This window comes from Micromonospora sp. LOL_021 (assembly GCF_048060215.1).
GTDB lineage: Bacteria > Actinomycetota > Actinomycetes > Mycobacteriales > Micromonosporaceae > Micromonospora_E.
The window spans coordinates 45,232-62,710 of the sequence record NZ_JBHMIN010000022.1; the positions used below are offsets into that span (position 1 = coordinate 45,232).

The window sequence follows — 17,479 nt, forward strand, 5'->3', positions numbered from 1 at the left end:
GGCCCGCTCACCGCGTCGACTCGGCCCCGGTCACTGCGTCAACAGATGGGCGCGCAGCTCGGTGATCCGGTCTGCGGACAGCCCGGCGGTGCGCAGGTACCCCTCGACCGAGCCGTGCCGCTGCCGCAGTTCGGTGAGGAACGTCTGCATCGCCTCGGCCGGGCAGGAGAAGAACGGCACCGGCACCAGATGGTCGTTGCCGGCCTGGGTACGCAGCCAGGCGAGCAGCCGTTCGCTGCCGGCGTTGCTCAACGCGTAGTCCTCGGCGATCACCGAATCCCGGACCCCGAGCAGGGACAGCGTCATCGCGCAGACCAGCCCGGTGCGGTCCTTGCCGGCCATGCAGTGCACCACCGCCGGTGCGGTCCGCGCCTCGGCCAGCAGCGAGATCGCCGCGACGAAGCCGTCCGCGGCCTGCTCGGTCAGATCGTGGTAGCGGTCGGCCAGGTAGCGGGCGGCACCCTGCTCCGGCTGGTAGGGGATCTCGCCCCAGTCCTGGTGCCGCAGATGGATGTTGTGGTACTCGAAGCCGTCCGCCGGCGGGATCCGTCCGTACGTCTGCACCTCGTGCGGCCGGCGCAGGTCGATCACGGTCCGTACGCCGAGTGCGTCGAACGCCGCCGCGTCGTCGGTGTCGAGCCGGTGCGGCGAGTCGGCCCGGTAGATCCGCTGCCAGCGGACCGTACGGCCGTCGAGCCCCGGGTAGCCCCCGATGTCGCGGAAGTTGAACATGGTCGCGAAGGCCAACGAGCGGGTGGCGGCGGCAGTCATGTGTTCTACGGTAGCCAGCCGGACCGACACCGGTAAACGGCGCGGGTGGCCGGCGCCACGTGGCGCCGGCCACCCGCGCCTAGTGGGTCTTCACCGGGTCAGATGATCCGGCCCGGCGCCATCGGCGGGACCGGGGTGCCGGTGGCACCGCCGTAGTAGGCGCTCAGCTTGTCGCGGTACGCCGGATCCGTCGCGCTGGTCTCGTCGTACTCGGGGGCGTCCTTGATCTGGCCCTTGTCGCGGTCGACATAGACCTTCTGCGCGTCGTGGTCGACGTGGTTGACCACCCCGGCCGGCAGCATCACCTTCCGGCCGAAGATCCACGGCCCGGTGTCGACCACCAGATGGCTGCCGTCCACCTCCTCGGTGGCGGAGTCGATCTTGCCGATGCCGCCGTCGATCGCCTCGACGTGGTAGCCGGCCAGGTTGGCGCCGTCGACCCCCGCGTCGTCGCGGTAGCGCCACGGGTCGAACGTGCCGGCCGGGGTGCCGCCCACGACGTCGCCCTGACCACCGGCCGGCCCCGGCAGCGCGGTGTGTTGCGGATCGAGCCTGTCCATCGGAGGTCGCTCCTTCGCTCGGCGGAACTGACTGCGTCGTCGTCCCTGGAATACCCATGGCGCTCGATCGGTACACCTGACCTCGGACGATCCCACTGTCCCGCGATGTGGATTCGACTACCGGTTCGGGCGCGGTCGGTGGCAAAGTACCCTGCGTGACTCGCCTCGTACTCATTATTGGCAGCTAGCGCGCCCGGCAACCGTCCGCCGAGCGCGCAGACCTCCCGCATCCGCGGGGGGTCTTTTTGTTGGCCGTACGAGGTCGGCCGGACGAGCGGGTGAGGACGGCCCGGCGCGAGCAGCGGGTGGTACGGGACGCCCGTCGAAAGGATCGAAATGACTTTCCAGGTCTATGACACGACTCTGCGCGACGGTGCGCAGCGTGAGGGCATCAGCTACTCGGTGGTCGACAAACTCGCCGTCGCGCGGCTGCTGGACGACTTCGGCGTCGGCTTCATCGAGGGCGGCTGGCCCGGTGCGATGCCGAAGGACACCGAGTTCTTCCGCAGAGCCCGCACCGAACTCGACCTGCGGCACGCCGTACTCGTCGCGTTCGGTGCCACCCGCAAGGCCGGCGTCAAGGTCGCCGACGACCCGCAGGTACGGGCCCTGCTGGACGCCGAGACTCCGGCGGTCTGCCTGGTCGCCAAGTCCGACATCCGGCACGTCGAGCGGGCACTGCGCACCACCGGCGCGGAGAACCTGGCGATGGTCACCGACACGGTCGCGCACTTCGTCGCCGAGGGCCGGCGGGTCTTCCTCGACTGCGAACACTTCTTCGACGGCTTCCGGTACGACCCGGCGTACACCGCCTCGGTGGTCAGCGCGGCGGCGGCCGCCGGCGCCGAGGTCGTGGTGATGTGCGACACCAACGGCGGCATGCTGCCGTCGCAGATCGGCGCGGCGATCGCCGACCTGGTCGACCGGACCGGGCTGAGCGCCGACCGGCTCGGCATCCACTGCCAGAACGACACCTCCTGCGCGGTGGCCAACACCATCGCCGCCGTCGAGGCCGGCGTCCGGCACTTCCAGGGCACCGCCAACGGCTACGGCGAACGCCCCGGCAACGCCGACCTGTTCGCCGTCGTCGCCAACCTGCAACTCAAGCTCGGGCTGCCCGTCCTACCGGACGGCTGTCTGGAACAGATGGTGCGCGTCTCGCACGCCATCGCCGAGATCGCCAACATCGCCCCCGACACCCACCAGGCATACGTCGGGGCCGCCGCCTTCGCTCACAAGGCGGGGCTGCACGCGAGTGCGATCAAAGTGGATCCGCTGCTGTACAACCACGTCGACCCGTCGGTTGTCGGCAACGACATGCGGATCCTGGTGACCGAGATGGCCGGCCGGGCCAGCATCGAGTTGAAGAGCCGCGAACTCGGTGTCGACCTGGCCGGCCATCCGGACGCGCTGTCGCGGGTCACCAAGCGGGTCAAGGAGCTGGAGGCCGGCGGCTGGTCCTTCGAAGCCGCCGACGCCTCGTTCGAGCTGCTGGTCCGCTCCGAGTTGGCCGCCGACACCGGCACGGTCACCACCCGACCGTTCGCCCTGGAGTCCTACCGGGTGCTGGTGGAGCACCGCGAGGACGGCGCGGTGGTCTCCGAGGCCACCGTCAAGGTCCGGGTACGCGGCGAGCGGGTGATCGCCACCGCCGAGGGCAACGGGCCGGTCAACGCCCTCGACGAGGCGCTGCGGGTGGCGCTGCGCAGCCACTACCCGGACCTGGCCGACTTCCGGTTGGCCGACTACAAGGTGCGGATCCTGGAAGGCAGCCAGGGCACCGGGGCGATCACCCGGGTGCTGGTGGAAACGGTCGACGGCAACGCCCGGGACTGGACCACCGTCGGGGTGCACGAGAACGTGGTCGAGGCCAGCTGGCACGCCCTGGTCGACGCGCTCACCTACGGACTGGCCCGCAGCCGGACCACCTCCGGCGTCTGACCCGGGCGGCAGCACCAGCTCGGCGACGACCATCCGGTGGTCGCTGCCGGGCACCCGGTGCACGGCCACCGACCGCACCCCGATCCGGTCGTCCACCAGCACCCGGTCCAGCGTCACCGGCGGGATCGGGCTGCCGTCGTACGGCCCCCAGGTGCCGACCAGCCCGTCGCCGGTCGCGTCGGCGGCGTCGACGTAGCCGGCGGCGATCAGCCGGCGCAGCGCCGCGTGGTCCAGGGTGGCGTTGAAGTCACCGGCCAGGATCCGGGGCGGGCCCTGCGGGTCGGGGTGGGGTTGCCCGGCCAGGTCGGCCCGCCACGACGACAGGGTGTGCAGCGCGAACGGTGCCATCGGGTGCGCCGACTCGACCAGCACCGACCCGCTGCCCGGCGGGCGGACCGTGCCGTACGACTGGGCGAAGCCGCCCACGTTGCGTCGCACGCCGTCGTCGGTGACCGGCCAGCGCGCGTAGACCGCCGAACCGGTGGTCCCCACCTCCGGATCGGCCCGGCGGTACGGCAACAGGTCACCGAGGCCGAGCCGGTCCAGTCCGGCCTCGGCCGCCGGAGTGAACTCCTGCATCGCCAGCACGTCCACCCGCTCCCGGCGCAGCAGCTCCATCAGCACCGTCAGGTCCGCCGCCCCGGCCAGCAGGTTCGCCGTCGCGACCCGGACCGGGACGCCGTCGGCGGCGGTCGCGGTCCGGTCGCCGTCCGGCAGCGCCCGGGGCAGCACCGCGACGGCCAACGACACCACCGCCAGCAGCGCGGCGCCGCTCGCCCACCACCGCCGGGACCAGACCGCCACCGCCAGCGGGACAACGGTCCACGCCGCCACGTACGGGGTGAACGCGAGCAGCTGCACCAGCGGGCCGTACTCCCAGCCGGCCAGCCGCAGCACCGCCCAGAGCAGCCCCGGCAGCACCACCGGCCACACCAGCCAACCGGCCGGGTGACGCCGGGTGCTGGCCGGGGGCTGCGGGGTGGGACTGGTCTGCGGCGCGGTCACGCCGGAACGGTATCCGGTGTGTCCCGGTGTGGACGGGCCACCCCGGTCCGGTGTCGGACGGACCGCCCCCGGCCGTCAATCACCCGGTCGGAGACGGATCCCGGCGTTAGAACGGCCCGATTCGGGGCACCCCCCGGCCGGCGCCGCAGCGGCCCCGCGCCGTCGGGGCCGACCGGCGATTGGCGACCAGCGTCAGGACGGTGCGATGACGACGACCGAGCCACAAGTCAGTACGGAACAGCCAACCGACGCCACCCCGGCTGCGGCCGCCCTGGAACAGGCGCTGTTCGAGGTCAAACGGGTGATCGTCGGGCAGGACCGGCTGGTCGAGCGGCTGCTCACGGCGCTGCTCGCCAACGGACACTGCCTGCTGGAGGGCGTACCGGGGATCGCCAAGACCCTCGCGGCGCAGACCCTCGCGGTCGCCGTCGGAGGCAGCTTCTCCCGGATCCAGTTCACCCCCGACCTGGTGCCCTCCGACATCGTCGGCACCCGAATCTACCGGGCGTCGACCGAGTCGTTCGATGTCGAGCTCGGGCCGGTGATGGCGAACCTGGTGCTCGCCGACGAGATCAACCGGGCACCGGCCAAGGTGCAGTCGGCGCTGCTGGAGGCGATGGCCGAGCGGCAGGTCTCGATCGGCGGCCGCAGCTACCCGGTGCCGGACCCGTTCCTGGTGCTGGCCACCCAGAACCCGATCGAGTCCGAGGGCGTCTACCAGCTTCCGGAGGCGCAACGGGACCGGTTCCTGATGAAGGTCGTGGTCGACTACCCGACCGACGAGGAGGAGCTCGGCATCCTCTACCGGATGGGGGTGGACCGCCCGCAGCCCCGCCAGGTGCTGGACGCGGCCACCCTGTGCGCCATGCAGCAGCAGGCCCGGGAGGTGTTCGTCCACCACGCGCTCGCCGAGTACATCGTCCGGCTGGTGCTGGCCACCCGCCGCCCGCAACTGTTCGGGCTGCCGGAGCTGACCGGGCTGCTGGCGTACGGTGCCAGCCCGCGCGCCACCCTCGGCCTGGTCGCCGCCGCCCGGGGCCTGGCGCTGCTGCGCGGCCGCGACTACGTGCTGCCCGAGGACGTCCGGGAACTCGCCACCGACGTGCTCGCCCACCGGCTGGTGCTTTCCTTCGACGCGGTCGCGGACGGCGTCGACGCCAGGTCGATCGTCCGCCGGCTGATCCAGGTGGTCCCACCGCCGCGGATCGCGCCGGCCCACGACCAGCGACCCGGACTGGTGGCCGTCGCGTGACCGGCGACGACCCGATCGGCCCGGCGACCCTGACGGAGCTGACCCCACCGGACACGCTGCGCCGGCTGGAGCTGACCATCACCCGGCGGCTGGACGGCCTGCTGCACGGCCAGCACCTGGGGCTGCTACCCGGGGCCGGCAGCGAACCCGCCGGCAGCCGGGAGTACCGGCCCGGCGAGGACGAGGTACGCCGGATGGACTGGGCGGTCACCGCCCGGACCACTGTGCCGCACGTCCGCGAGGTCGACGCCGACCGGGAGCTGACCTGCTGGCTGCTGATCGACGGGACGGCCAGCATGGATTTCGGCACCGGCGAGCTGGAGAAGCGGGAACTGGCGGTGGCGGCGGTCGCCGCGGTCGGCTTCCTGACCGCCGGCACCGGCAACGCGGTCGGGGCGCAGCTGATCGGGGCGGGCGGCGTTCGTCGGTTCCCGGCCCGTACCGGTCGGAACCATCTGCTGCATCTGCTCCGTGCGCTGCTCGCGGCACCCCGGGTACCGGCCGGCGGGTCCGGTCGGGACGCGCCGCCGCCGCTGGCCGACGGGATCGACGGGCTACGGCGGGCCGCCACCCGGCGCGGGTTGGCGGTGGTGGTCTCCGACTTCCTGGACGGACTGCCGGACGACCCGGCCGGCCGGCCGGACTGGGAACGGTCGCTGCGCCGGCTCGCCACCGGGCACCAGGTGCTGGCGATCGAGGTGACCGACCCCCGGGAACTCGACCTGCCCGACGTCGGGGTGATCACCGTCGAGGACCCGGAGACCGGCCGCCGCCGGGAGATCAGCACCGCCAGCCAGGACCTGCGGCGACGGTACGCCGAGGCCGCCGCCGAGCAGCGCAGTCAGGTGGCCGGGGCGATCCGCCGGGCCGGCGCGGCCCATCTGGCGCTGCGCACCGACCGGGACTGGGTGGCCGACATCATCCGGCACGTGCACCGCCAACGGCAACTGGCCGGCTGCGCACCGGCCCGTCCCGCCCCGGTACCGGCAGGAGGAAGCTGATGACCTGGCAGTCCCCGGAGCGGCTGTGGCTGCTCGCCGCGGTTGCCGCGCTGGCCGGCGGCTATCTGCTGATGCAACGGCGCGGTGCCCGGTACGCGGTCCGGTTCACCAACCTGCGGCTACTGGACCGGGTGGCACCGCAGCGTCCGGCTTGGCGTCGGCACCTGCCGGCCGGCCTGTTCCTGGCGATGCTTGCGTTGCTGGCGGCCGGGTTCGCCCGGCCGATGGACGAGGTCCGGGTGCCCCGGGAACGGGCCACGGTGATGGTGGCGGTGGACGTGTCCACCTCGATGCTGGCCAATGACGTACGACCGGACCGGCTCAGCGCGGCCAAACGATCGGCGCACGAGTTCGTCGACGATCTGCCGGCGCAGTTCAACGTCGGCCTGGTGGCGTTCGCCGGTAACGCCTCGGTGCTGGTCGGGCCGGGCACCGACCGGGAGGCGCTGGGCGCCGGCATCGACCGGCTCGCCGAAGGGATCACCGGGGCCCAGGGCACCGCCATCGGCGAGGCGATCAAGACGTCGTTGGAGGCGATCCGGTCGCTGGACGCGCAGGCCGCCGAGGAGATCCCACCGGCCCGGATCGTGCTGCTGTCCGACGGGGCGAACACGTCCGGGCGGTCGCCGGAATCGGCGGCGGCCGAGGCGGTGGAGGCGGGGATCCCGATCGACACCATCTCGGTCGGGACCGCCGCCGGCTACATCGACTACGGCGGCGGCCGGCCGCTGCGGGTGCCGGTGGACGGCGAGAACCTCGAAGCGGTGGCCGAGCTGACCGGCGGTGCCTACCACGAGGCGGCCAGCAGCAAGCAGTTGAGCGCGGTCTACGCCGACATCGGCACCTCGGTCGGCTACCGGCTGGAGCTGGCCGACGTGTCGGCCCGGTTCATCGGATTCGGTCTGCTGCTCGCGGTGGCCGCCGCCGGGACGTCGCTGTTGTGGTTCTCCCGGCTGCCCTGACCCCGCGCGAGCTGACCCGCGCCACCCTGTGACCCCCGCGACCTGACCTGGACCTGTGGAGGAGGAGCCCGATGACTGTGCCTACCGGGCTGGGCGAGCCGCGTGGCCCGTGGTTCGTCTCGCCGGACGCGGACCGCTGGCCGGGGCTGGACGGCTCCGCCGTAGCGCCGGAACCGACCCCGCCGCGACGGTGGCGTCGCCGGCTGCTGACCGCCGCCGCGGTGCTCACCCTGTCGGCGGCGTCCGGCGGGCTGGCCGGCGCGGTGGTCGCCGGCTGGGGCGGCGACGCGGGACAGCCGGCGGCGCTGCCGTCGCCGTCGGCTGTCCCCGGGGTGCCGCCGGACCTGGTGGCGGCGGCGGCCAAGGTACTGCCCGGTGTGGTGTCGGTCCAGGTCGAACGGGGCAGCATGATCTCCGGCGGGTCCGGCTTCGCGATCGACGACCAGCATCACATCATCACCAATGACCACATCCTGGATGGCGACAGCGAACCGGGGACGCCGCTCAACGGCCACCAGGTCAGCGTCGTCGCCCAGGACGGCCGGCGGCTCGTCGCCGAGGTGGTCGGCCGGGATCCGGGCAGCGACATCGCGGTGCTACGGGTGCCGTCGTCCGCCGGTCTTCGTCCGCTGGCCCTGGCCCAGCCCGGCGCCACCCAGGTCGGAGAGTCGGTCCTGGCGGTCGGCTCCCCGCTCGGCCTGTCCGGCACGGTCACCGCCGGGATCGTCAGTGCCCTGGACCGTGAGGTGATGCTCGGTAACGGCGGGCGGCAGACCGCGGTGCAGACCGACGCGTCGATCAACCCCGGCAACTCGGGCGGGCCGCTGGTCAACGTCGCCGGCGAGGTGATCGGGGTGAACACGGCGATCGCCACGTTGGAGGGTGTCGGGTCGATCGGCATCGGGTTCGCCATCCCGATCCACCGGGCCCAGCAGACAGCCGACGAGATCATCCGGCGGGGCGGCTGACCGCCGCCCCGGTGGTCGGCGCCGACGCGGCGGTACTGTCGGATGATGGCGGCAGGCGAGATGCGGGTCACCGACTCAGTGGTGATCCCGGCGGGCGAGTTGACCGAGCGGTTCTCCCGTTCGTCCGGCCCCGGCGGCCAGGGGGTCAACACCGCGGACTCGCGGGTCGAGCTGTCGTTCGACGTCGCCGGCTCGACCGCGTTGCCGCCGTGGCTGCGCGAGCGGGCGGTGCAGCGGCTGGCCAACCGGCTGGTCGGCGGGGTGTTGACGGTCACCGCCAGCGAGCACCGTAACCAGTTGGCGAACCGGGCCGCGGCCCGGGACCGGTTGTCCGCGTTGCTGCGGGAGGCGATCGCGCCGCCGGCGCCGCCGCGTCGGCCGACCCGGCCGTCCCGGGCGGCGAAGGAACGGCGGATCAGCGACAAGAAGCGCCGGGCGCAGACGAAGCGTCTGCGCCGCGGCGACCCTGATTGATTCGGTACCCGGCCCGGTCAGCACCAGCAGGCGCTGGCCCAGCTGTCGGTGGACCAGAAGTGCGAGCCCCAGTCGCCCGGGGTCCACGATCCAGTGGACCAGAAGTGGCTCGACCAGGCGGGGTCCACCCACGACCCGGAGCCGTCCCAGGATGGCGAGGTCCAGGCCGCGCCGCCCCAGGTGCGACTGGCCCAGGAGGTGCCGGTCCAGCCGTCGGCAGCCATTCGGTGGCCCAGCCAGACGCCGCCGGACCAGGCGGTCCGGGCAGCCGACTGGCTGGCCCAGGCCGGGCTGCTGAACGGGCCGAAGATGCTCTGCTCGCCCTGCAGTGTCACGTTGTTGCGGACCACCCTGCTGGTGCCCCGGGACGCCTCGATCGGGCCGCTGCCGTCGGACCGGGTCCACTGCTGCGGCTGCCACACCGGGGTGTAGGTCAGTGCCGCGTGCAGGTTGACGCTGCGCAGGCCCAGGTTCGCGCCTCCACCGGTGGGCAGGAAGGTGCCGCTCTCCATCAGCACCTGCTTGACCTCGTCCGGGGTCAGCCACGGCTTGGCCTGCAGCAGCAGCGCGGCGACGGCCGAGGTGACCGCGACCGCCTGCGAGGTGCCGGTGCCCCGGAACAGGGTGCTGCCGACCCGGGCGCCGGGATAGTGGTTGTCGACGTTGGAGCCCGGGTTGCGCAGCGACAGCACCGATTCGCCGGGGGCCAGCAGATCCAGTTGCCGGCCGGTGGTGGTGAGGTTGGTGAACGGCGCGAGCTCGTCGTCGGCGGTGGTCAGCGTGCCCTTGGTCAGACTGGCGCCGACCGAGATGACGTACGGGTTGGTCGCCGGGTTGTCCAGCCGGCCGAACCCGTTGCCGTCGTTGCCGGCGGCCGCCACGACCACGATCCCGGCGTGCCACGCCTGTTCGACGGCGAAGTGCAGTGGATCGGTCCAGAAGGCCGGGTTGCCGGCGGAGCCGTATGCCAGGTTCAGCACCCGGATCGGATGGGTGGGATCGTGGTCGCGGTTGGCGACGACCCAGTCGACGGCCGCGATGATCTGTGAGACGTCGACCGCGCCGTTGGCGGTACCGACCTTGATCGAGGTCAGGTTCGCCTTCGGCGCCAGCCCGCGGGCGCCGCTGGTCGGATCGTCGCCGATCAGTACGCCGGCGAGGTGGGTGCCGTGCCCGTAGGTGTCGAGCCAGCGCAGATTCGTCGCCTGGGACTCGAAGGACAGGTCCGGGCCGTTGACCAGGCGGTTGGCCGGCAGGCCGGGGATCGGTACCACCCCGGTGTCGATCATCGCGATGCCGATCCCGGTGCCGTCCAGTGCCGCCGTCGCCGGGGTGTCCGCACCGACGATGCTGCGGACGTCGGCCAGCGAGGTGCCCTGGCCGATGCCGGGGGAGCCGTTCCACAGGCTGGCGAAGTCCCCGGCCGGTACGGTGCCCGGCCGCGTCGCCGGTACGGGATTCGGCCGCGTCGCCGGCCCGTCGGCGGGCGGGGCCGCCGACCCGCCGGCCATGGCGGCGGCGAGCGCCATGACCGTCGACAGTGCAGCGATCTGTTTTCGGTATCCGCGCTGTTCGCGCGCAGCGCTCATCGTCGGCACCGGTGCGATCCTCCTGACGAATAACAAGATCATGGCTACCGGTGGGTCCATCCGATAGGGACGTGTCCCCGGCACCACGGTGGACATGTTACGTAGCAGAAACCTCTCGGGTGAGAATCAACATCCTCCTATCGTGCAGGACGTGCGTCGGGCCGGTGGACTCCCATGCCCGGTGACCGACGGATAGCATCCAATTCGGGGGTGCCGTACACAGCGGGCACCGTTAACCATGCCGACACGCCCGTCGGCCCACCAGGTCGCGGCAGGCGGGTCCGGTGACCCGGCACGCCGGTGGTGACGAGGGCGGTGAGACGTACGACGTGGCGGCGACCGATCCGGTCACGGGAGCCCGTCAGCGCGCATCCCTTGAGCCATTCCTCAGACGCCAGTTGAGCCGGGCGGGGCACCCCTGTGGGGTGTTCCTGTTCGACGTCGACTTCTTCAAGACGGTCAACGACGTCTACGGCCACCTGCGTGGCGACCGGGTGCTCCGCCAGCTCGCCGACCGGGTCCGCGCCACCTGCCGGCCGCAGGACGTGTTGTTCCGCTACGGCGGCGACGAATTCGTCGTGGTGCTACCGCAGACCGACCGCACCGAGGCGGTCCGGCTCGCCCTGCGGCTGACCGAACGGATCCGCAACACCGAGTTTCCCGGCGACCCGCCGCTGCACCTGACGGTCAGCCTCGGGGTGGCGAGCGCACCAGCGGACGGCACCACCGCCGAACACCTGCTGGACCACGCCGACCGGCGCAACTACCTCGCCAAACGGCGAGGGCGGGACAGTGCGGTCGCCGACGACGTCGAGATCGCCGACGACAGCGGCTCGCGGCTGTGGGAGCGCGACGAGGCGCTGCGCCGTACCCACGAATTCCTGACCCGGTTGCAGGTCACCGGACGCGGGTCGGCCCGGGTCCACGGGCAGCGGGGTGCCGGGCACACCCGTTTCCTCGCCGAGACCGCCCGACTGGCGGCGCTGCGCGGGTTCGCCGTGGTCACGGTGCCGCCCGAACCGGAGCCGCTGCCGTTGCCGGTCTTCGCCGACCAGGTGCTGCTGATCGCCGACCTGGCCGCCGTCGACCGGGTACCGCAGCTGCTGCGGGTCTGGTCCCGGCCGCGACTGCTGCCCGCCGTGCTCGGGTTGGTGCAGGCTAGCACCGGCCCGGCCGGACCGGCCCGGCCGTCCGGTCCCGCCGGTGCCGGCGAGCCGGTCTCGGTGGCCGGTCCCGGACCGCTGCCCGGTGTCGGTCCGTCCGGTGTGCACCTGCCGGAGCTGGAGCAGATCGAGCTGGCCCCGTGGTCGCCGGCGACGACCCGGATCTGGTTACGAACCGCGCTGCGCGGCGAACCCAGCCGAACCCTGGTTAACTGGTTCGTCCGACAGACCGGTGGGCTGCCGGCCGCCGCAGACCGGGAACTCGACCGGGTCCGTAGCCGCCGTGGCCTGGTCGGTTCCGGCACCGGCGGCTGGACGTTGAGCCCGGACCTGCTCGGCCGGCCACGGCGGCGGGTGCGGCTGCCGGCCCCGCTGACCCCGCTGATCGGCCGGGACCGCGACGTCGCCCGGATCGACGCGCTGCTGGCGACCAGCCGGCTGGTCACGCTCGTCGGAGCCGGCGGGATCGGCAAGACCCGGCTGTCGCTGTCGGTGGCCGCCGGCCTCGCGGCCCGCTTCGACGACGGGGTGTGCTTCGTGGCGCTGGCCGCCTGCCGCACCGCGACGGAGGTGCTCACCGCGGTCGCCGCCGCACTGGACGTGCCGGTGCGCGCCGGGCAGGCGGTGCTGGACGCGGTGGTCGACCACACCGCGGACAGCGAGTTGCTGCTGGTGCTGGACAATCTGGAGCAGGCGTTGACCGCCGGTCCGCCGTTGGGCCAGCTGCTGGCCGCCGCCGGGCGCATTCGGGTGCTGGCCACCAGCCGGGAGCCGTTGGGGATCTACGGCGAACAGGTCTACCGGGTGCCGCCGCTGCCGCTGCCCCGGCTCGACGACCTGCCGCGCGGGGCGTCGGCCGCCGCGCGCGCGGTGGCGCAGCATCCGGCGATCGCCCTGTTCGACCAGCTCGCCCGGGCGGCCGACGCGGACTTCAGGCTGACCGCCGACGCGCTGCCGGCGGTCGCCGAGCTGTGCCGGCGGCTGGACGGCCTGCCGCTGGCGATCGAGCTGGCCGCCGCGCGTACCGACCAGTTGAGCCCGGCGGCGCTGCTGGACCGGCTCAACCCGCATCTGGACCCGCTCGGCCCCGGGCCACGCGACCGGCCGGCCCGCCAGCGGACCCTGCACGGCACCGTCGACTGGAGTTTCGGCCTGCTGCAGCCGGAGCACCGGGACGTCTTCACCGCGGCCGCCGTCTTCACCGCCGAGCCGACGGCAGCTGCCGTGGCCACCGTCGCCGGGCTGGCGCCGGTGGCCGGTGCCGGGCCGGTGGCCGGCGCTGCGTCCTCGGCCGTCGACGCCGTCGCCGAAGCGTTGGAGGCGCTGGTCCGCAAGAGCCTGGTGGTGGCGGTGACCGGGCGGTCCGGCACCCGCCGGTACGCGATGCTGAACACCATCCAGGCCCGGGCCCGGCAACTGTGCACCGCCGGGCAGCGGGCCCGGCAGCTGCGCAACCACCTGGCGTACTGCGCCGGGCTGGCGGACCGGGCGGCCGCCGGGATGGCCGGGCCGGAGCAGAGCCGCTGGGCCGACGAGCTCGACCAGGAGTACCCGGACCTGCGGGCCGCGCTGGAGCATGCGCTCGCCGCCGACGACCTGGCCACCGCGACCCGGCTGTGCCTCGGGTTGTGGCGGTACTGGCGCAACGGCAACCAGATCCGTGACGGCCGCCAGTGGCTCGACCGGCTGCTCTGCGCCCCTGCCGGGCTGGCCGTGGAGCACCGCCGCCAACTGCTCTATCCGGCGGCGGTGCTGGCCGCCACCCAGGACGACACCGCCACCGCCGCCCGACTCGGCGGGGAGTGCCTGCGCCTCACCGAGCAGGCCGGCGACGCCGAAGGAGTGGCGCAGGCCCGCAACATCCTCGGCGTCGCGGCGATGCTCGCCGGCCGGTACGACGAGGCCGGCGAACACTTCCGGTACGGCCTGGAGGTGTGGCGCGAGCTCGGGGCGAAGCCCGGCATGGCGATCGCGCTCGGCAACCTCGCCAAGGTCTGCCTGCGGGCCGGCGACATCGCCGACGCCGACTGGCACATCAACCAGTGCCTGGCGCTGGAGCGGGAGGCGGGCAACAGTCGCGGCGTACTGCTCGGGTTGACCTGCCTGGCCGAGATCCTGCTCGCCCGGCCGGACCCGCCCGGTGCGGCCGCCGTGGCCCGGGAAGCGCTCGACCTGGCCACCGGGCTGGGGGACCTGTTCGGCGAGGCGGTCGCGCTGCACCATCTCGGGCAGTGCGAGCTGGCCGGCGGGGACCGGCCGGCCGCGCTGCGGTTGTTCGTCGCGGCCCTGGAACGGCGGTTCGAGCTCGGGGACCGGGCGGATCTGTCCACCTCGTTGGAGACGGTGGCCGAGGTGATCGTCGACGACGATCCGGCCCTGGCGGTACGGATTCTCGCCGCAGTCGATTCGCTGCGGTACCGGTTCGGTCTGGTCGCGCCGGTGGCCGTGCAGCGGCGGCGGGACGCCGCCCTGGCCGCCGCCCGGCGCGGGTTGAGCGGTGACTCGTTCGACGCCGCCTGGTACACGGGGGTGGCCACCCCGCTGGACCTGGTCGTCGACCAGGCACTGGACTGCGCACCGGAGGGACCCCGGGACCCGGCCACGGTGCTAGGGTCCCGGGGGTGATCGAAGCAGCTGTCCACCTTGCCGCCCAACCCCGTCTCGACACCTTGGTCACCGAGTGGCGCTCCGAGACGCAGCGGCTGCGTACCGACTATGCCGGCACCGCGTGGCTCGGTGACCGCCCGGCGGACGACACCGGTCTGGCCGGCCCCGACTACACCCGCCGCAGCGTGGACGTGCAGCTGTTCCTGCCGGACACCCACTGGTACGCCGTCGAGGCCCTGGACGACGTGGAGATCCAGGTGACCGGCGGGCTGGTGCAGGTGGCTGCCACCGCCCGGCAGACCCAAGGACTGGTCGGCGCGCTCGCCGCGCCGACGGTGGACTTCTTCGAGCACCCCGACGGCGAACCCGGCGTCGGGATCTGCCTGTCCCTGAGCGGCGAGATCTGGTCCAACCTGGGGCTGTCCTACCGGGTGAGCGTGCTCTGCCGGCCGGACGCGGTGCTGCGGTCCGGTGGGCGGGCCGACGACGAGCCGGCCGACGAGGACTGACCGGGCCGGACCTGGCGGGCCGGCCTACCCGGGCCGGCCTACCCTGGTCGGGTGGTGAGCGACACCCTGCTCGACCGGGCCACCTGGACTCGGCGCCGCGACGCGCACGCCGAGCGCGTCGACCGGCTGGTGGGCGGTCACCTGGAGCGCCGCCGCAGGGGTGAGCCGCATCCGGTCGCGGACTTCCTGTTCACCTACTACGCGTACCGGCCGGCGCAGTTGCGTCGCTGGCATCCGGGGGCGGGGGTGCGGCTCGCCGACACCGAGCCGACGCAGTGGGGCCGGGACTACCGGACGGTCCCGAGCGGCGACGGGGTGGCGGTCACCGTGGACACCGCCGGGCTGCTGGCCCGGCGCGGCGAGTTCGTGACCTGGGTACGGGACCTGCTGGCCCGCACCGCGGCCCGGCCGGCGCACCTGGGCTGCTTCGGCCTGCACGAGTGGGCGATGGTCTACCGGCAGCCCGCTGACGAGGTCCGCCACCACCGGTGGCCGCTGCGGATGAGTCCGGCCGGCGTCGCCGAGTTCGTCGACGGCCAGCGGATCCGGTGCAGCCATTTCGACGCGTACCGATTCTTCACCCCGGCGGCGCGGTCGCTGAACCTGCTCTCCCCGCAGCGCTCCAACCAGGCCGACTTCGAACAACCGGGCTGCCTGCATGCCAACATGGATTTGTACAAGTGGTCCTTTCGGTTGAGTCCGCTGGTCCCTGGCGAGCTGGTGGTGGACTGCTTCGAGTTGGCCCGTGACATCCGGGACCTGGACATGCGGGCCAGTCCGTACGACCTGCGGGAACTGGGCTATCCGCCGGTGCGGATCGAGACCGCGGCGGGTCGGGCCGAGTACGCGACGATGCAGCGGGATTTCGCCGAGCGGGCTGCGGTACTGCGGGGCCGCCTGTCGCGGTGTATCGCCCGATTCGATGGGTTTGGTCAGTCGGATCAGCTGAGCTGACATTTCCGACTCACCATCAGCTTTCTGTGCCAATCGTGGACGCCTGCTGACCGCTGCCCTAATTCAGTCAACTCCAATGGTTGACCGGACCTAGACGTTCAATTAATCTCAAGCGCAGCAACAAGCTAGAACGTCAGGTGGAAGTCAAGGAGCGGCCCAGCGAACGGCTCCCGGGCCGACAAGGAGGTGCGCGATGTTGGCGGAACTGTCGACGTCCTGGGATGCCACCCAGGACTACGACCTGGACATCGACGTGGACGGGCTGGACCTCGGGCCACTCACCGTCACCGCGATGCGGGACTCGGTGGCACTGCCCGAGACCGGAGCGTCCTCGGCCGGCGACGGCGGTCGGGCCTCCTGCTCCTGCTGCTACGTCACCTGATCCACCGGCGCCCCCGTCGGCGCCGGTCACCGACGTCCTCGCCGACCGCGAGGCGAACCTCTCCCGAAAGGTGCATCACATGTCCGACGAAATCATCGACGTCGAAGACCTCGAGCTGGACGAGCTGTCGGTCAGCTCCATCCGCGACTCGGCCGCGCTGCCCGAGACCGGTGCCTCCTCCGGCTCGTCGAGCTGCAGCTCCAGCTCCTGCTGCGGCGCCAGCTCGTGCTGCGCCTCCTGCGCCGACTCCCTGGAGCCGACGGTCTGACGCCAACCACCGCCCCGACCGAGGGCACCACCGGCAGTGTCAGGGATTGCCGGTAGCCGAGGCCGGGCGAATCACGTCAGTTCGATCGAGCGGAGGGGGCGCGGTGCGCCCCCTCCGCCCGTCACATGCCCAAGGAGTGCTCGTGGAAGTCTTCGCCCGTCTCGACAGCGTCACCAAGACGTACGGCAAGGTGGTCGCGCTCGACGCGGTCTCCCTCGTGGTGCCCGCCGGGGTCACCGCCGTGCTCGGCCCCAACGGTGCCGGCAAGTCCACCATGATCGAAATTCTCGCTGGTCTGCGCCGCCCCGGCTCGGGTCGGGTCGAGGTGCTCGGCGGGGATCCCGCCGACGTACGGATCAAGGGCCGCCTCGGCCTCACCCCGCAGCGCACCGCCCTGCCCTGGCGGCTCACCGTCGCCGAGACCCTCGCCCTGGTCGCCGCCCACTACCCGGACCCGGTGTCCCGCGCCGACCTGGTCGAGCAGCTCGGCCTCGGCCCGTTCCTGACCAAGCGGTGCGGCAGCCTCTCCGGCGGCCAGCGCCGCCGGGTCGCCCTGGCCACCGCCCTGGTCGGTCGCCCCGAACTGCTCTTCCTCGACGAGCCGACCACCGGTCTGGACGCCGACAGCCGCGACGGACTGTGGACGGCGATCGCCGCCGTCGCCGCCGCCGGCAGCGCGGTGCTGCTCACCACCCACGACATGGCCGAGGCCGAACACCTCGCCGAACAGGTCGTGGTGGTCACCGGCGGGCAGATCGCCCGCACCGGTGCGGTGGCCGAGGTGGTCGCCGAGGTCGGGTTGCACCTGGTCGACATCGAGGTGACCGGCGCGCTGCCGCCGATCGCCGTCTCCGGCCCCGCCGACCGGGTGACCACCGTCGGCAACCGGACCCACATCTACACCGCCGACCCGGACGCCACCGTCCGGGCACTGGTCCGCGCCGAGGTGCCGTTCACCGGAATCCGGGTCGAGCGGGTCGGCCTGGAGGAAGCGATCCGCACGATCAGCCGGTCCACCGACCCGGGTGCCGTCACCCGGCCCGGGATCCGCGTTGCCGAGAAGGTGGCCTGAC

At 72.9% G+C, this 17,479-nt stretch carries 15 protein-coding genes and 1 pseudogene; 12 read left to right on the forward strand and 4 right to left on the reverse strand.

All coding sequences use genetic code 11. The annotated features are described in order from the left end of the window. Window positions 1–30: 30 nt before the first annotated feature. Both ACFHWT_RS16290 and ACFHWT_RS16295 read right to left on the reverse strand, forming a co-directional pair. The gene (locus ACFHWT_RS16290) at window positions 31–771 is read right to left on the reverse strand and encodes a tyrosine-protein phosphatase (RefSeq protein WP_416595494.1); all 741 of its coding nucleotides are present in this window, start codon (window positions 769–771) and stop codon (window positions 31–33) included. 98 nt (window positions 772–869) lie between these two features. Further along, window positions 870–1,331 (reverse strand): PRC-barrel domain containing protein, encoded by a 462-nt coding sequence (locus ACFHWT_RS16295; protein WP_416595495.1) that lies wholly within the window; start codon window positions 1,329–1,331, stop codon window positions 870–872. Between the two features lie 336 nt (window positions 1,332–1,667). Here ACFHWT_RS16295 and cimA point away from each other — a divergent pair, with 336 nt between their 5' ends. Beyond that, on the forward strand, window positions 1,668–3,272 hold the full coding sequence (cimA, locus tag ACFHWT_RS16300) for a citramalate synthase (RefSeq protein WP_416595497.1): 1,605 nt from the start codon (window positions 1,668–1,670) through the stop codon (window positions 3,270–3,272). Window positions 3,273–3,275: 3 nt separating this feature from the next. On the opposite strand, the pseudogene ACFHWT_RS16305 reads toward cimA, so the two are convergent. Further along, a pseudogene (locus tag ACFHWT_RS16305) lies at window positions 3,276–4,277 on the reverse strand (endonuclease/exonuclease/phosphatase family protein); the annotation flags it as partial. Window positions 4,278–4,482: 205 nt separating this feature from the next. Between ACFHWT_RS16305 and ACFHWT_RS16310 the strand changes: the two are divergent. From ACFHWT_RS16310 to arfB, 5 genes are all read left to right on the forward strand, one after another. Then, entirely contained in the window at window positions 4,483–5,529 is a 1,047-nt protein-coding gene (locus ACFHWT_RS16310; RefSeq protein WP_416595498.1) for an AAA family ATPase, read from the forward strand. Continuing rightward, the gene (locus ACFHWT_RS16315; protein ID WP_416595500.1) at window positions 5,526–6,530 is read left to right on the forward strand and encodes a DUF58 domain-containing protein; all 1,005 of its coding nucleotides are present in this window, start codon (window positions 5,526–5,528) and stop codon (window positions 6,528–6,530) included. The genes ACFHWT_RS16310 and ACFHWT_RS16315 overlap by 4 nt, the downstream gene beginning before the upstream one ends. Further along, a complete protein-coding gene (locus tag ACFHWT_RS16320; protein WP_416595501.1) occupies window positions 6,530–7,492 on the forward strand; it encodes a VWA domain-containing protein in 963 nt (320 codons plus the stop codon). Before ACFHWT_RS16315 ends, ACFHWT_RS16320 begins: the two co-directional genes overlap by 1 nt. 71 nt (window positions 7,493–7,563) lie before the next feature. Further along, window positions 7,564–8,460: a S1C family serine protease gene (locus ACFHWT_RS16325; protein WP_416595503.1), complete on the forward strand. Its 897-nt coding sequence runs from the start codon at window positions 7,564–7,566 to the stop codon at window positions 8,458–8,460. Between the two features lie 45 nt (window positions 8,461–8,505). Further along, on the forward strand, window positions 8,506–8,934 hold the full coding sequence (gene arfB, locus ACFHWT_RS16330) for an alternative ribosome rescue aminoacyl-tRNA hydrolase ArfB (RefSeq protein WP_416595505.1): 429 nt from the start codon (window positions 8,506–8,508) through the stop codon (window positions 8,932–8,934). Between the two features lie 17 nt (window positions 8,935–8,951). On the opposite strand, the gene ACFHWT_RS16335 is transcribed toward arfB, so the two are convergent. Next, window positions 8,952–10,523, reverse strand: coding sequence for a S8 family serine peptidase (locus ACFHWT_RS16335; RefSeq protein ID WP_416595506.1), 1,572 nt, complete (start codon window positions 10,521–10,523; stop codon window positions 8,952–8,954). Window positions 10,524–10,807: 284 nt separating this feature from the next. Here ACFHWT_RS16335 and ACFHWT_RS16340 point away from each other — a divergent pair, with 284 nt between their 5' ends. The 6 genes from ACFHWT_RS16340 to ACFHWT_RS16365 all read left to right on the forward strand — a co-directional run bounded on the left by ACFHWT_RS16340 (window position 10,808) and on the right by ACFHWT_RS16365 (window position 17,478). Continuing rightward, entirely contained in the window at window positions 10,808–14,311 is a 3,504-nt protein-coding gene (locus ACFHWT_RS16340) for a diguanylate cyclase (protein WP_416595508.1), read from the forward strand. Further along, window positions 14,308–14,802 carry a hypothetical protein gene (locus tag ACFHWT_RS16345; RefSeq protein WP_416595509.1) on the forward strand — a complete coding sequence of 165 codons (495 nt, stop codon included), beginning with the start codon at window positions 14,308–14,310 and terminating at the stop codon, window positions 14,800–14,802. The genes ACFHWT_RS16340 and ACFHWT_RS16345 overlap by 4 nt, the downstream gene beginning before the upstream one ends. A 51-nt stretch (window positions 14,803–14,853) precedes the next feature. Beyond that, on the forward strand, window positions 14,854–15,756 hold the full coding sequence (locus ACFHWT_RS16350; protein WP_416595510.1) for a 3-methyladenine DNA glycosylase: 903 nt from the start codon (window positions 14,854–14,856) through the stop codon (window positions 15,754–15,756). Between the two features lie 193 nt (window positions 15,757–15,949). Continuing rightward, window positions 15,950–16,138, forward strand: a complete 189-nt coding sequence (locus tag ACFHWT_RS16355) for a thiazolylpeptide-type bacteriocin (RefSeq protein WP_278167721.1) — start codon at window positions 15,950–15,952, stop codon at window positions 16,136–16,138. A 79-nt stretch (window positions 16,139–16,217) separates the two neighbouring features. Next, window positions 16,218–16,406 carry a thiazolylpeptide-type bacteriocin gene (locus ACFHWT_RS16360; RefSeq protein ID WP_282229760.1) on the forward strand — a complete coding sequence of 63 codons (189 nt, stop codon included), beginning with the start codon at window positions 16,218–16,220 and terminating at the stop codon, window positions 16,404–16,406. A gap of 142 nt (window positions 16,407–16,548) precedes the next feature. Next, a complete protein-coding gene (locus ACFHWT_RS16365) occupies window positions 16,549–17,478 on the forward strand; it encodes an ABC transporter ATP-binding protein (protein WP_416595512.1) in 930 nt (309 codons plus the stop codon). Window position 17,479 lies beyond the last annotated feature (1 nt).

Coding starts and splice junctions, on each gene's coding strand:
- ACFHWT_RS16335 (WP_416595506.1), bottom strand. CDS start 10,523: ATGAGCGCTGCGCGCGAACAGCGCGGATACCGAAAACAGATCGCTGCA.
- ACFHWT_RS16290 (WP_416595494.1), bottom strand. CDS start 771: ATGACTGCCGCCGCCACCCGCTCGTTGGCCTTCGCGACCATGTTCAAC.
- ACFHWT_RS16295 (WP_416595495.1), bottom strand. CDS start 1,331: ATGGACAGGCTCGATCCGCAACACACCGCGCTGCCGGGGCCGGCCGGT.
- ACFHWT_RS16310 (WP_416595498.1), top strand. CDS start 4,483: ATGACGACGACCGAGCCACAAGTCAGTACGGAACAGCCAACCGACGCC.
- ACFHWT_RS16355 (WP_278167721.1), top strand. CDS start 15,950: ATGTTGGCGGAACTGTCGACGTCCTGGGATGCCACCCAGGACTACGAC.
- cimA (WP_416595497.1), top strand. CDS start 1,668: ATGACTTTCCAGGTCTATGACACGACTCTGCGCGACGGTGCGCAGCGT.
- ACFHWT_RS16360 (WP_282229760.1), top strand. CDS start 16,218: ATGTCCGACGAAATCATCGACGTCGAAGACCTCGAGCTGGACGAGCTG.
- ACFHWT_RS16325 (WP_416595503.1), top strand. CDS start 7,564: ATGACTGTGCCTACCGGGCTGGGCGAGCCGCGTGGCCCGTGGTTCGTC.
- arfB (WP_416595505.1), top strand. CDS start 8,506: ATGGCGGCAGGCGAGATGCGGGTCACCGACTCAGTGGTGATCCCGGCG.
- ACFHWT_RS16320 (WP_416595501.1), top strand. CDS start 6,530: ATGACCTGGCAGTCCCCGGAGCGGCTGTGGCTGCTCGCCGCGGTTGCC.